The sequence below is a fragment of the Pseudomonas sp. KH_024_B2 genome, assembly GCF_057839965.1.
Genome location: NZ_CM174502.1, coordinates 1,084,410 through 1,097,169, shown reverse-complemented (window position 1 = coordinate 1,097,169; position 12,760 = coordinate 1,084,410). Strand labels below are relative to the sequence as shown.

Annotated in this window: 12 protein-coding genes; 6 read left to right on the top strand and 6 right to left on the bottom strand. The window is 61.2% G+C overall.

All coding sequences use genetic code 11. The features are described 5' to 3' along the window. Positions 1-134: 134 nt before the first annotated feature. Positions 135-1,376 carry a TIGR03862 family flavoprotein gene (locus AC3I0A_RS05130; RefSeq protein ID WP_489376533.1) on the top strand — a complete coding sequence of 414 codons (1,242 nt, stop codon included), beginning with the start codon at positions 135-137 and terminating at the stop codon, positions 1,374-1,376. A gap of 153 nt (positions 1,377-1,529) precedes the next feature. Here the strand turns inward: AC3I0A_RS05130 and rhlE1 are convergent, their stop codons facing one another. After that, positions 1,530-2,864, bottom strand: coding sequence for an RNA helicase RhlE1 (gene rhlE1, locus AC3I0A_RS05125; RefSeq protein WP_489376532.1), 1,335 nt, complete (start codon positions 2,862-2,864; stop codon positions 1,530-1,532). A 58-nt stretch (positions 2,865-2,922) separates the two neighbouring features. Next, the gene (gene yedA / locus AC3I0A_RS05120; RefSeq protein ID WP_489378419.1) at positions 2,923-3,813 is read right to left on the bottom strand and encodes a drug/metabolite exporter YedA; all 891 of its coding nucleotides are present in this window, start codon (positions 3,811-3,813) and stop codon (positions 2,923-2,925) included. A gap of 183 nt (positions 3,814-3,996) precedes the next feature. Between yedA and AC3I0A_RS05115 the strand changes: the two genes are divergently transcribed. Further along, the gene (locus AC3I0A_RS05115; RefSeq protein ID WP_489376531.1) at positions 3,997-4,458 is read left to right on the top strand and encodes an Lrp/AsnC family transcriptional regulator; all 462 of its coding nucleotides are present in this window, start codon (positions 3,997-3,999) and stop codon (positions 4,456-4,458) included. 156 nt (positions 4,459-4,614) lie between these two features. On the opposite strand, the gene AC3I0A_RS05110 is transcribed toward AC3I0A_RS05115, so the two are convergent. The 3 genes from AC3I0A_RS05110 to AC3I0A_RS05100 form a co-directional block, all read right to left on the bottom strand. After that, the gene (locus AC3I0A_RS05110) at positions 4,615-5,226 is read right to left on the bottom strand and encodes a 3'-5' exonuclease (RefSeq protein WP_489376530.1); all 612 of its coding nucleotides are present in this window, start codon (positions 5,224-5,226) and stop codon (positions 4,615-4,617) included. 27 nt (positions 5,227-5,253) lie between these two features. Further along, complete coding sequence (locus AC3I0A_RS05105; protein ID WP_489376529.1) at positions 5,254-5,733, bottom strand: LabA-like NYN domain-containing protein; 480 nt, start codon at positions 5,731-5,733, stop codon at positions 5,254-5,256. Between the two features lie 138 nt (positions 5,734-5,871). Further along, a complete protein-coding gene (locus tag AC3I0A_RS05100) occupies positions 5,872-6,645 on the bottom strand; it encodes a DUF2076 domain-containing protein (protein WP_489376528.1) in 774 nt (257 codons plus the stop codon). Positions 6,646-6,822: 177 nt separating this feature from the next. On the opposite strand from AC3I0A_RS05100, the gene AC3I0A_RS05095 reads away from it, so the two are divergent. Further along, on the top strand, positions 6,823-7,485 hold the full coding sequence (locus AC3I0A_RS05095; RefSeq protein WP_489376527.1) for a hypothetical protein: 663 nt from the start codon (positions 6,823-6,825) through the stop codon (positions 7,483-7,485). Between the two features lie 88 nt (positions 7,486-7,573). After that, positions 7,574-8,653 (top strand): endonuclease/exonuclease/phosphatase family protein, encoded by a 1,080-nt coding sequence (locus AC3I0A_RS05090; protein WP_489376526.1) that lies wholly within the window; start codon positions 7,574-7,576, stop codon positions 8,651-8,653. Positions 8,654-8,755: 102 nt separating this feature from the next. Here the strand turns inward: AC3I0A_RS05090 and hrpB are convergent, their stop codons facing one another. Then, positions 8,756-11,287, bottom strand: a complete 2,532-nt coding sequence (gene hrpB, locus AC3I0A_RS05085; protein WP_489376525.1) for an ATP-dependent helicase HrpB — start codon at positions 11,285-11,287, stop codon at positions 8,756-8,758. A gap of 119 nt (positions 11,288-11,406) precedes the next feature. Here hrpB and AC3I0A_RS05080 point away from each other — a divergent pair, with 119 nt between their 5' ends. Both AC3I0A_RS05080 and AC3I0A_RS05075 read left to right on the top strand, forming a co-directional pair. Continuing rightward, positions 11,407-11,826 carry a polyribonucleotide nucleotidyltransferase gene (locus tag AC3I0A_RS05080; protein WP_489376524.1) on the top strand — a complete coding sequence of 140 codons (420 nt, stop codon included), beginning with the start codon at positions 11,407-11,409 and terminating at the stop codon, positions 11,824-11,826. Between the two features lie 30 nt (positions 11,827-11,856). Next, entirely contained in the window at positions 11,857-12,756 is a 900-nt protein-coding gene (locus AC3I0A_RS05075) for a cation diffusion facilitator family transporter (RefSeq protein WP_489376523.1), read from the top strand. Positions 12,757-12,760: the final 4 nt, after the last annotated feature.

Below are 12,760 nucleotides of genomic sequence, written 5' to 3'. Positions count from 1 at the left end.
CGAAGGTTGATCGTTCCCACGCTCCCGCGTGGGAATGCATCCCCTGACGCTCTGCGTCACAGCAGAAGCAGACGGGTGCACTTCGATTGTGCTGGTAGAATGCCGCACTTATTTCGCCGAATCCGCAGCTCGCCATGACTCAATCCAGCCCGCCCCTTCCCCACCACGTCACCATTATCGGCGGCGGCCCCGCCGGTTTGATGGCGGCCGAGGTCCTGAGCCAGGCCGGGATCAAGGTCGAGCTATACGACGGCATGCCGTCGGTAGGGCGCAAATTCCTGCTGGCCGGTGTTGGCGGCATGAACATCACCCATTCCGAAGCCAGGCCGGCGTTTCTCTCGCGCTATGCCGAACGGGCGCCACACATCGCCCCGCTGCTGCGCGAGTTCGGCGCCGAGGCGCTGTGTGAATGGATTCATGGATTGGGGATCGAAACCTTTGTCGGCAGCTCCGGCCGGGTGTTTCCTACCGACATGAAAGCCGCGCCCCTACTGCGCGCCTGGCTGAAACGCCTGCGCGACGCTGGCGTAGTTATCCACACCCGCCATCGCTGGCTCGGCTGGAACACCGACGCCAGCCTGCGAGTCGACAGCCCGGAAGGCGAAAAAGCCCTGCAAACCGATGCGCTGCTGCTGGCGCTTGGCGGCGGCAGTTGGTCACGTCTGGGCTCGGATGGCGCCTGGATGCTGCCACTGGAACAGCGCGGAATCTCACTGGCGCCCCTGCAACCGAGCAACTGCGGTTTCGAAGTGACGGCCTGGAGCGATCTGTTGATCGGCAAGTTCGCCGGAGCGCCGCTGAAAAACATCGCCATCGGCCTGAATGACGATGCCCCGCGACTGGGCGAATGCGTCATCACCGCGACCGGGATCGAAGGCAGCCTGATTTACGCGCTGTCTGCGCCGATCCGCGACACCATCAATCAAAGCGGCTCGGCGACGATCCACCTCGACCTGCTGCCGGGCAAAACCCTGGACAAGATTCAGGCTGCGCTGGCCAAACCTCGCGGTTCACGCTCGATGGCCAAACACCTGCACAGCCAGCTCGGCATCGACGGCGTGAAAGCCGCCTTGCTGCGCGAACTGACCCCGACTGAGTGTTTTGCAGATCCGTCACTGCTGGCCAAAGCGATAAAGGCCTTGCCCCTGACCCTGGTGAAAACCCGTCCACTGGACGAAGCCATCAGCAGCGCTGGCGGCGTGCCGTTCGAAGCGATGAATGAAAACCTGATGCTCAAACAACTGCCCGGGGTGTTTTGCGCTGGCGAGATGCTCGACTGGGAAGCGCCAACTGGCGGCTATCTGCTCACCGCGTGCTTTGCCAGTGGCCGAGCGGCGGGGTTGGGGATGGTGGAGTGGTTGAAGCGAAAGGCTTAATACCGGGGGTGCCCCCTTCGCGGGCAAGCCCGCTCCCACAAGGACCGCATATTCCCTGTGGGAGCGGGCTTGCCCGCGAAGACGGCATGACAGTCAATACAACTCTCGACCCGATGCAATCTCAGGCCCCACGACGAATCAATGCTGTCGAGCTCAAGGCTTACGCTTACGCGGCCCGGTGTTAAACACCGGCACCTTGCGCACAGGCTTGATCGCCGGCACGTCAGCCGTCACTTCGCCGCTGTCCACCCACTTGCCCAGGTTGCGCTTGCCGCCACCCGATACTTTTGGTTTCTTCGGCTTTTTCGGCTTCTTGATCACCTGACCACTGGCATCGGTATCCGGCACACGGTGCTCGGGCTCGAAATCCTGCTCTTCATGACGGGTCAGTGTCTGACGGGTCAAGGTCTCGATGGCCGACAGCAGATTCACCTCATCGGCACAGACCAGCGAAATCGCTTCGCCGGTAGCGCCCGCACGACCGGTACGACCGATACGGTGGATGTAGTCCTCAGCCACGATCGGCAAGTCGAAGTTCACCACCAACGGCAAGTCTTCGATATCCAGACCACGGGCCGCGACGTCGGTCGCCACCAGAATCTGAATTTCGCTGGCCTTGAACCGGTCCAGCGCACGCTGACGGGTCGCTTGAGGTTTGTCGCCATGGATACCGTCGGCATTCACCCCCAGACCCTGAAGTTTTTCCACCAATTGATCGACACCGTTACGGGTCTTGGCGAACACCAGCACCTGCTTCCAGCGATTTTTGCGCATCAAATGGCTGAACAGCTCCGGCTTGCGCTTCTTGTCCACCGTCACTACCCATTGCTTGACGGTGTTGGCCGCGACGTTGCGCGGGCTGACTTCGATGCTCAGCGGATCATTGAGCATTTGCCCGGCCAGCAGGCGGATCGCGTCGGAGAAGGTCGCGGAGAACAACAGCGTCTGACGTTTTTTCGGCAGGACCCGGTAAATGTTCCCCAGCTCTTCGGAAAAACCGAGGTCGAGCATACGGTCAGCTTCGTCGAGGACCAGGGTTTGCAGTTGGTTGAACTTGAGCGCGTTCTGCCGAAACAGGTCAAGCAAGCGGCCCGGTGTGGCGACCAACAGGTCAACGCCCTTGCGCAGCTTCATCATCTGCGGATTGATGCTGACGCCGCCGTACACCGCGTAAGTGCTCAGTGGCAGGTGTTCGGCGTATTGGCGAACGCTTTCGTGAACCTGCTCGGCCAATTCGCGGGTCGGCACCAGAATCAGTGCGCGCACCGAGTTACTGGTGACCTTCGGCCCTTCCATGGCCAGCAACTGCAGCAACGGCACGGCGAAGCCGGCGGTCTTGCCGGTGCCGGTCTGGGCCGCAGCCATCAGGTCGCGACCGGCCAGCACCGCAGGGATGGCTTGCGTCTGCACCGGCGTCGGGGTCTGGTAACCGAGCGTCTCAAGGGCGCGCAGCAAGGGTTCGATCAGGCCAAGAGTGGCGAAAGTCATGGGGGTACCGTAGGGAAATGTCAGCGCAGGTGTGCAATGCGCCGCAGTTTACCCTAAATCAAGCCGGATTCTGCCTGCGCCACTGCGGCAAGCTGATCAACACCACAGCGCTGATGATCACCGCCATCGCCAGAGCCTCTTCGATCCCGATGCTTTCGCCGGCAAAGACAATCCCCAGCAGCACCGCCACCGCCGGATTGACGTAGGCATAGCTGGTCGCGGCCGCCGGGCGGACATTATTCAGCAGGTACATATAGGCGTTGAAAGCGATGATCGAGCCAAAGCCGATCAAATAAGCCAAGGCGACCCAACCCTCTACCGGCGGCAAGCTGTCCAGATGTTCGCCATTGAGCGCGCTGGCGATCAACAGCACCACGCCGCCCACCAGCATTTCCGCTGCGCTGGCCATCGCCCCCTGAGGCAACGACAAGTGCTTGCTCCAGACCGACCCGAACGCCCAGGTCGCCGCCGCGAATATCAGCAACACCGCGCCCAAAGGGCTCGACTGCAAGTTGGAGCCAAGGTTGAGCATGGCGATGCCGATCAGCCCGAGCACGATCCCGGCCCACTCCAGACGAGTATTGCGCGCTCCCCAGAAATAACCGCAGAGCAAAGTGAACAGCGGCACCGTCGCCACCGCCAGCGCCGCGACCCCGGAAGCCACGCCGATGTGCTCCGCCACCGTCACCGCGCCGTTCCCGCAACTCAGCAGCAAGATCCCGATCATCCCCGCCGCCCGCCATTGCGGCCAGGTCGGCGCAGGCACCCCGCGCCAGCGCAGAAAGCCGTACATCAAGGCTCCAGCGATGATGAAACGAATCCCGCCGAGCATCAGCGGAGGCCAATATTGCACACCGATTCGAATGACCAGATAGGTGGAACCCCAAATCACATACAACGCAAAAAAGGCACCGATCAGCTGCAACGGAAAACGGCGTGGGCCAGGCACGGAGAGCTCGATGGCAGACATGGAACACACTCGATGGCAGGATAAACAAAGCGCTATTTTAGAAAGCTCCAGGGCGGAATTTAAGTTACAAAACCTGTTTATAGCGCCCGTACACTTTTCAAAGCATGGAGATTATGGCTATAAACCATGTTTTCGAAAGTCGAGTATTTCAGGAGCCTGATCATGGATAAATACGACCGCATGCTCCTCAGTGCCCTGCTGGAAAACGGCCGGGCCTCGTATGCGGAACTGGCGCGCAAGGTCAACCTGTCGGCCCCGGCTGTGGCCGAGCGCGTGGCCAAACTGGAAACCAGCGGGGTGATTACCGGCTACCAGGCCAAGGTCGATATGACCAAGGTCGGCCTGCCGATCCAGTGCGTCATCGAACTGCGCCTGAACCAGCACGGCAGCCAGAAAACCTACGACGAACTGATCAAAATCCCGCAACTGACCGAATGCCACCGGGTCACCGGCGACCCCTGCGTCATCATGCAAGCCGCCGTCGGCTCAATGCCGGAGCTGGAGGAGTTGATCAACCGCATCGCCCAGTTCGGGTTCAGCAAGACCTCGATCGTGCTTTCCAGCGCCATAGAAAAGCGTGTGCCGTTGGGGCAGTTGGAGGGGAATGGCAGGAATGGTGGGTGAGTGTTGACCTGACCGAGGCATGTAGCGACTGCTCTACCGTCTTCGCGGGCAAGCCCGCTCCCACAGGTTCTAAGCCGATCGCAAAGGTGCGGTTCGCCTCTGACAATGTGGGAGCGGGCTTGCCCGCGAAGAGGCCAGCAGGCTCAATGCTGAACGTCAGAATCCACGATGGCGCTTGAGATGCTCATTGATCTTCGCCGCCGGCACTTTCTGCAAGCTGCACAACAGATCATGGGACAACTCCCGCAGACCATGGCGCTGGCGCAGTTCCTGGGCCAGGTACGCGGTGAGGTTGGCGGCCATTTCGGCGTCGGCCATGGCCCGGTGAGCCTGGCCGGTGTGGGGCAGTTTGGCGAAAGTGGTGAGGGTGCCGAGTTTGTGGTTCGGCGCGGCCGGCATCAGGCGGCGGGCGAGTAACAGGGAGCAGGCGAAGTTCTGCAACCGTGTACGTTTGATTCGCCCCATTTCGTAGTCCCAGAATTTCTGGTCGAACGCGGCGTTGTGGGCCAACAGCGGTGTGATGCCGACGAATTCGTTGACTTCGTTCATCACCTGTTCGGCAGACGGCGCGGTGCGCAGCATGGCGTTGCTGATACCGGTCAGGCCCTCGATGAAGGCCGGGACGCGCACACCGGCGTTCATCAGGCTCTGGTAACGCTCGACGATGCGCCCCTGTTCAAGGATCACCACGGCAATTTCCGTGGCCCGGCAGCTGCTGCTCGGGGAGATCCCGGTGGTTTCAAAGTCGATGACCGCTATCCGTTCCAAACCTGTTCCCATTCCGTCAAAAAAGTTTCAGTTTTTAAGCAGCAACGCGCCTTCGATCGGCACGTAGCGGCTGGCGGCGCGTATCAACGAGTTGGCGGTCAGCCCCGGCACGCCGTAGGCGACTGCTTCAACCCCGTGTTTGTTGATGATGCGTTCGAGCAGCAGGTCGAAATCACCGTCGCCGGAGGCCAGCACCACTTCGTCGACGTTCGCGGCGGCGTCCATGATATCGATGGTGATACCCACGTCCCAATCGCCCTTGGCCGAGCCGTCGCTGCGCTGGATGTAGGGTTTGAGTTTTACGATGAAGCCGAGGTTGCGCAGGATCTGCTGGAATTGCTGCTGCTTGCTGTCACCGCGATCGATGGCGTAGGCGTAGGCCTCGACGATCTGCCCGCGCTGGCTGATGTCAGCCCACAGGGCGGCATAGTTGAAGTGACAGCCATAAGCCTGACGCACGGTGTAGTAGAGGTTCTGGACATCGGCGAACACAGCGATTTTTTTCACCGCAAATCCTCATGGCGCAGACGCGCGCAGGCAATTGATCAGGCGCAAGACCCGAAAAGTCGCCCAGTATGCCAGCCAGAAGGAAATTTCCGCGAACAATCGGTCCGAAGCGCCATGGCGCTCCGGACGAATGGTGCATCAGATGAAGGAATCGTCGTCGCCGAAGAAGGATGAGCTGTCATCGCTGTAGTCGGCGTCGGTAAGCCCGCCTTGGTCATCGCCGTAGGAATCGTTACTGACCGTACGCTGATCGTTATCAGCCAAATCGTTGCCGCTGTCACTGACTTGTGCCGGCTCTTCCTTGATGACTTCGACCACTTCCTGCGGTTGCTGACTACTGTGGAACAGGCTGCTGATGCCTTGCGCCAACATCACACCACCGGCCACGCCGGCCGCGGTTTTCAAAGCACCGCCGAGAAAGCTGCCGCCTGCTGGAGCCTGTTGCTGTGGCGCCGCGTAATTCTGCTGCGCAGTTCCAAAATTTTGTTGGGGCGCCACGCCCGGTTGGGTATTGAACGAAGACCGCGCCGGCTCACGCCAGCCGCCGGTCGAGGCTGGGGCACTGGGGGCCGAAGCCGCTTGCGAGTCACGGGAACCACCACCGAAGATGCTCGACAGGAAACCGCCGCCACCGCTGCTCGGTGCCGGTGTCGCCTGGACCTTGGCTTGCTGCAGTTCGGCTTGCAGTTGCTGGTTGTGCTGAGCGAGTTGTTTGTTCTGTTCGTCGAGGCTCTTGATCGCCGCCTCTTGTACCAGAATCGCCTGGGTCATGAAGTACCCCGCCACAGGCTGGCGAGCCAGGTGCTCCTTGATCCGCGCCTCGGCCAAAGTATCGCGCGGGGCTGAGTCCGTTTCGGCTTGCTGCAGCCGTGAAAACAGTCCATCGATCAGGGTTTGTTCTTCGCTGTTCATGGCGACCTCGTTAGATTGCCGATAAAAATCCTGAAACCTTTCCTGGTGAAAAGGCGCCCACCAGTAATGGGGTTGTTGTGGGACGATTCAATCGCCTTTACCTAACGTTTACGTTTGCTCGCCCGGGAGCTGCATCGGTTAAAGTGTCGGACTGCTTTTGACCTGCGATACCGACCCATGAATCCGTTAGATGTGCTCCGCGACTCCTTGTACTTCTTCAAGCGCAATCTGCGCCAGATTGTGCTGCTTTGCCTGCCATTGGTGGTGGTCGAGGCCCTGCTTCAGCAACTGGTCGATAGTTCACAGGGCCCGGATGCTTTTCCCGGTTACAGCGTGATCGTCGGGCTGTTGATTTATCCGCTGTACACCGCTGCGCTGATTCTTTTTCTGGATGCTCGCAGCCGTAGCGAATCGCCGCGAGTCAGTGATCTGCTGGCGATGTCTGTCAGCCTGTGGCCCAAGTTCGCACTGCTGACGGCGATTAATACCCTGCTGATTCTGGTGGGTCTGTCCCTGTATTTCCTGCCGGGTATCTGGCTGATGGTGACGCTGGCCTTTGCCGAGTACCTGCTGGTCCTGCGTGGTCTGCAACCGCTGGCGGCCATCAAGGAAAGCTTTCGCCTGAGCCGTGGACACTTCCTGCGCATCCTGGTCTGCATTCTGTGTGTGATGGGACCGCTGTGGATTCTCAAGGGCGCGAGTTTTGCGGTGTACCCCGAGCCGCAGAACCCTGCGCTGTCATTGCTGATCGAAAGCGCCCACAGTTTTCTGCAACTCTTTACCAGCGTGGTGCTGTTTCGCCTGTTCATGTTGATCAGTGAAGCGCCCGAGAAAAATTAATCGAAGGGTCAGGTAGCGCTGGTCTTGGGATCCAAGCCGGCTCTCGGGTATGCTCGGGCTCAATCCTGCAACGCCATAAGCCGAGCCGATGACCCGTCTAGTGCGCTACACCCTGCTGGGCCTGTTGATAATTGTCGGCCTGTTGTCAGCCATGATCTACAGCCTGACCTGGCGCCCGGGAACCAAAGAGCGGGTGCCGGTCAGTTGCAGCGTCCAGGCACCGACGCTGGTGCCCGGTCAGGCGCTGAAGGTAATGACCTGGAACGTCCAGTACCTGGCGGGCAAACGCTATGTGTTCTGGAATGATCTGGCCAACGGCGACGACGAACGCCCCACCGCCGAAGACATGGCCTTCAGCCTCGATGAAGTGGCACGGGTGATTCGCGATGAGCAACCGGATATCGTCCTGTTGCAAGAGCTCGATGATGGGGCCAAGGCCAGCGGCTATCAAAACCAGCTGAAGCTTCTGCAAGAGCGTCTGACCGACCTCTATCCGTGCAGCACCCATGCCTTCGACTGGAAAGCCGACTTCGTGCCTGACCCGCACATTTTCGGTAGCGTCGGCCGGCAACTGGCGACATTGAGCCGCTACCGGATCGAGCACGCCGAACGCCTGCAATTACCCCAGGCGCCCGCCAATCTCATCAGCCGTCAATTCCAGCCGAAAAACGCGCTGCTGGTGAGTTATCTGCCCTTTCGCGACGGTGGGCAAATAGCGCTAATCAACACCCATCTGGACAGAACGACTCAGCCTGACGACAGGCTGCAACGGCAAGTGACGGCGACCGCCAAGGTGCTCGACACATTCGAAAGTCGCGGTACGCCGTGGTTGATCGGCGGCGATTTCAACCTGTTGCCGTTGGGCCAGTATCAACGGCTCGCCCCGGAGCAGCGAACCCCGTACTCCGCCGATAGCGCGCTGCATGTGCTCTGGGACAAGTACCCGATGATTCCCACCAACAACGAAGCCAGTGGCATCGACCGCGCGCACTGGCTGACCCACTACCCCAATGACCCGACCCTCAGCGGCCCGGACCGGACCCTTGACTACCTGTTTTACAGCCCGCGAATCAAACGGGTTGAGGCCCGGGTAAGGCTGGACGACACGCTGCGGATCTCCGATCATCTGCCGGTGATTGCGCGGATCCTGTTGCCTGCGGTGCATTAAATCAAAAGCTTCGCGGGCAAGCCCGCTCCCACAAGGACCGCGCAAATCCTGTGGGAGCGGCGGTGCGGCGATCCGACTTGCCCGCGAATTCGGTCTATCTGACTACTTACGCGGCTTGATCCGCGCTGTCGCCTCAGCCACCAGCGGGTCATCGGGCCAGTAGTGCTTCGGATAACGCCCCTTCAGATCCTTCTTCACCTCGGCGTAAGTACTGCGCCAGAAGTTCGCCAGATCCTGCGTCACCTGCACCGGCCGGCGGGCCGGTGATAGCAGGTGCAGCTTGACCACTTGCCGGCCACCGGCAATGCGCGGGGTTTCGGCCAGGCCGAACAACTCCTGCAAACGCACCGCCAGAATCGGCGGTTGCTCGCTGTAGTCCAGGCGAATCGACGACCCGGACGGCACTGTCAGATGATGGGGTGCCAGCTCATCCAGGCGCTGCGGCAATGGCCATGGCAGCAGATTATGGACAATGCTGGCCAGTTCCAGATTGGCAAAGTGGCTAAGCCGCGAGACCTTGTTCAGATAGGGCCGCAACCAGTGTTCCAGATTAGCCAGCAGCACCGCATCGCTGACATCCGGCCATTCGCTCTGCCCTTTCGCCTCCATATCCAGCTGGCGCAACAACGCCACTCGCGCCTGCCACTGGCGCAACTCCGGCGTCCACGGCAGCAACTCCAAGCCTTTGCGCCGTACCAGATTCACCAGTGCCTGGCTGCGTGCCGCTTCATCCAGCCCGGTCAGCGGCTCGCGGCTGAGTATCAGTTCGCCGACCTTGCGCTGCCGCTCGGCCCGCAGCACGCCTTCGCGCTCGTCCCAGTCGAGCTGATCGACATTGCGCACCTGCTCAGCCAGTACCGAGTCGAACAGCGCCGGATCAAAATCCGCCGCCAGATAAATCCGTTCTTCGCGCTGCCCCTGACGACTGCCCAGATCGGCAATCACCAACCAAGGCTGTTTCATCAGGCTATCGGCCTCGGCGAACAGCGCGGCGCGACCGTTGGCCAAACGATACTCGGCCCCGCCGGCCCGTCGTTGTTGCGCAACGCGATCCGGGTAGGCCAGGGCCAGCAGCGCACCGAGCCAACGCGGATGATCAGGATCGCTGACCGGCTCCAGCGCTTTGCCCCGCAGGTAACCACGGTATTGCCGAGCCAGTTGCCGGGCCCGCTGAACGCCACCTTGAGCGCCGCGAGCCGCTCGCTCTTCGCCGGACAACAGCACCAACCGGCTGTGCAGATCCGCACCGGCACCGCGCAGAATGTCCCGCTCGCCCAGCAATGCGGCGACGTCGCAGGCCATGTCCGCCAGTCCCAGCGCCTGCCCACGCAACAACAAATGCGCGATACGTGGATGGGCCGGCAGCTCGGCCATCGCCTGACCATGGCGGGTCAGCTTCCAGTCCTCAGCGGTCTTGCCCTCCAGCGCGCCCAAACGTTCGAGCAAATCCTGAGCCTGTGCATAAGCCGCCGCCGGTGGCACATCGAGCCAGACCAGTTGCCCAGGCAGAACGCCCCAACGCCCCAGCTGCAAAGCCAGGCCGGCGAGGTCGGCCGAGAGCATTTCCGCACGGGCGTAGGCCGCCAATTGCTCGTGCTGGTCCTGCGACCACAGGCGATAACACACGCCCGGCTCCAGACGCCCCGCCCGCCCCGCACGCTGAGTGGCACTGGCGCGGGAAATCCGCTGAGTGTCGAGGCGAGTCATGCCGCTGCCCGGGTCGAAACGCGGCACCCGCGCCAACCCGGCATCGATCACCACCCGCACACCATCGATGGTCAGGCTGGTTTCGGCGATGTTGGTGGCCAACACTACTTTGCGCTTGCCGGGCGCTGCCGGCTCGATGGCCGCGCGTTGCGCGGCCAGATCCAGTTCGCCATGCAGCGGGCAAAGCAACACTTCAGTCCGTTCGCCCAGCGCATCGGCCAATTGTTGATGCACGCGGCGGATTTCCGCTTGCCCCGGCAGAAACACCAGCAGGCTGCCGCGTTCGTCGTGCAGCGCGTCGAGGATGGTCTGCACCAGGCGCGGCTCGATGAATTCCCCCGGCTGAAACGCCCGGCCCCAGCGCATCGTTACCGGGTACATGCGTCCTTCGCTACGCAAAATCGGCGCGTCATCCAACAGACCCGCGAGGCGCTCGCCTTCCAGGGTTGCCGACATCAAGAGAATTTTCAGCGGTTGATCGTCACGAAACAAATCGCGGCCATTGAGACTCAAGGCCAGCGCCAGATCAGCATCGAGACTACGCTCGTGGAATTCGTCGAAGATCAGCAAACCGACGCCTTCCAGCGCCGGGTCGTCTTGCAGACGTCGGGTCAGAATCCCTTCGGTAACGACCTCGATGCGAGTGTTCGGCCCCACTTTGCTGTCCAGGCGAATGCGATAGCCCACGGTTTCGCCGACTTTTTCTCCCAACTCACTGGCCAGCCGTTCGGCCGCAGCCCGTGCAGCGAGGCGACGCGGTTCGAGCATCAGAATGGTTTGCCCCGCCAGCCATGGCTCATTCAACAACGCCAACGGCACGCGGGTGGTTTTACCGGCGCCGGGCGGTGCTTCGAGCACGGCTTCGTGGCGTGTCGCCAGAGCTTCACGCAGTGCGGGTAAAACTTCATCAATCGGCAAAGAAATCATGCTGGCTCCAAAACAGAGCGGCGAGTATAACGGCGAACTGCTTGGCGTTAATCACGGTCTGAATTAATACCGACAACGCTCTTTCACTGTTTCGTTTCGAGTGTGCTCAGGAGATCCACATGCGTATTCCCTCCCGTGTTATTGGTGGCGTGCTGCTCGCTACCCTGCTGACCCAAATGACCGCTTGCGGCACGATCTTCTTCCCGGACCGCCGTGGCCAGATCGAGGGCAAGATCGACCCGGTGGTGGTGGTCCTCGACGCCGTGGGCATCTTGTTCTATGTCATTCCGGGGCTGATCGCTTTCGGCGTGGACTTCGCCACTGGCGCCATCTACCTGCCACCCGGCAAGACCGTGCAGGTCGCCCCGGAAAAACTCCAGCAGGCCATCGATGTGGACGGCAAGGTCGATAACGGTAAGTTGCAGGCTATTCTCGAAAGCGAACTGGGCCGCAGTTTTCCGCTGGATGATCCGCGTCTGATCCAGCACAAAGGCAGCGTCCAGCAATTGGCCATGTACGGTCTGCAGCCCGCCGCCTGATATCGCGCACTCGAAGGAACGTAAACGCCTATGACCAATAGCCAGGAACACGCTCGCCTGTTGCGTCTGGCGACAGGCGCCTCGCTGGCGGTGGCGAGCATTCTGATTGTGGCCAAGGCCATCGCCTGGTGGTTGAGCGGTTCGATCAGCCTGCTGGCCGGCCTGACCGACTCCCTGCTCGACGGCGCCGCGTCGTTTCTCAATCTGCTGGCGGTGCATTACGCGCTGCGCCCGGCGGACGATGACCATCGTTACGGGCACGGCAAGGCCGAGTCGCTGTCGGGCATGGCCCAGGCGTTGTTTATCGCGGTGAGTGCGGTGTTGATTGCCGTGCAAGCGATCGAACGCCTGAAAAACCCGGAACCGCTGGGCGCGCCATGGATCGGTATTGGCGTGATGCTCTTGTCACTGGCGCTGACGGTCGCGCTGCTGATGCTGCAACATCGGGTGATCCGCGAAACCGGCTCGACCGCGGTACGCGCTGACTCGCTGCATTACCGTTCCGATCTGTTGCTCAATGGCAGCATCCTGTTGGCGCTGATGCTGGCCAGTTTCGGCTGGCAGCAACTGGATGCCTGGTTTGGTCTGGCGATCGCGGTGTACATCCTCTGGAGTGCCGTGCAAATCGCCCGGGAAAGCGTTGCGGTATTGATGGATGAGGAACTGCCGCCGGATGTCAGCCAGCACATGCTCGAACTGGCCTGCAGCGTACCCGGCGTACTCGGCGCCCATGACCTGCGCACACGGATCTCCGGCAGCCATTGGTTCGTGCAATTGCACCTGGAGTTGCCGGGGGAGCTGACCCTGTCCGTCGCCCACGGCATCAGTGATCGTGCCGCCGAGGCGATCAGCGCCGCTTACCCGCGAGCCGAGGTGCTGGTGCACGCCGATCCGCAAGAAGTGGTGACCGCCACTAAGGTGTCTACTTAGCAGG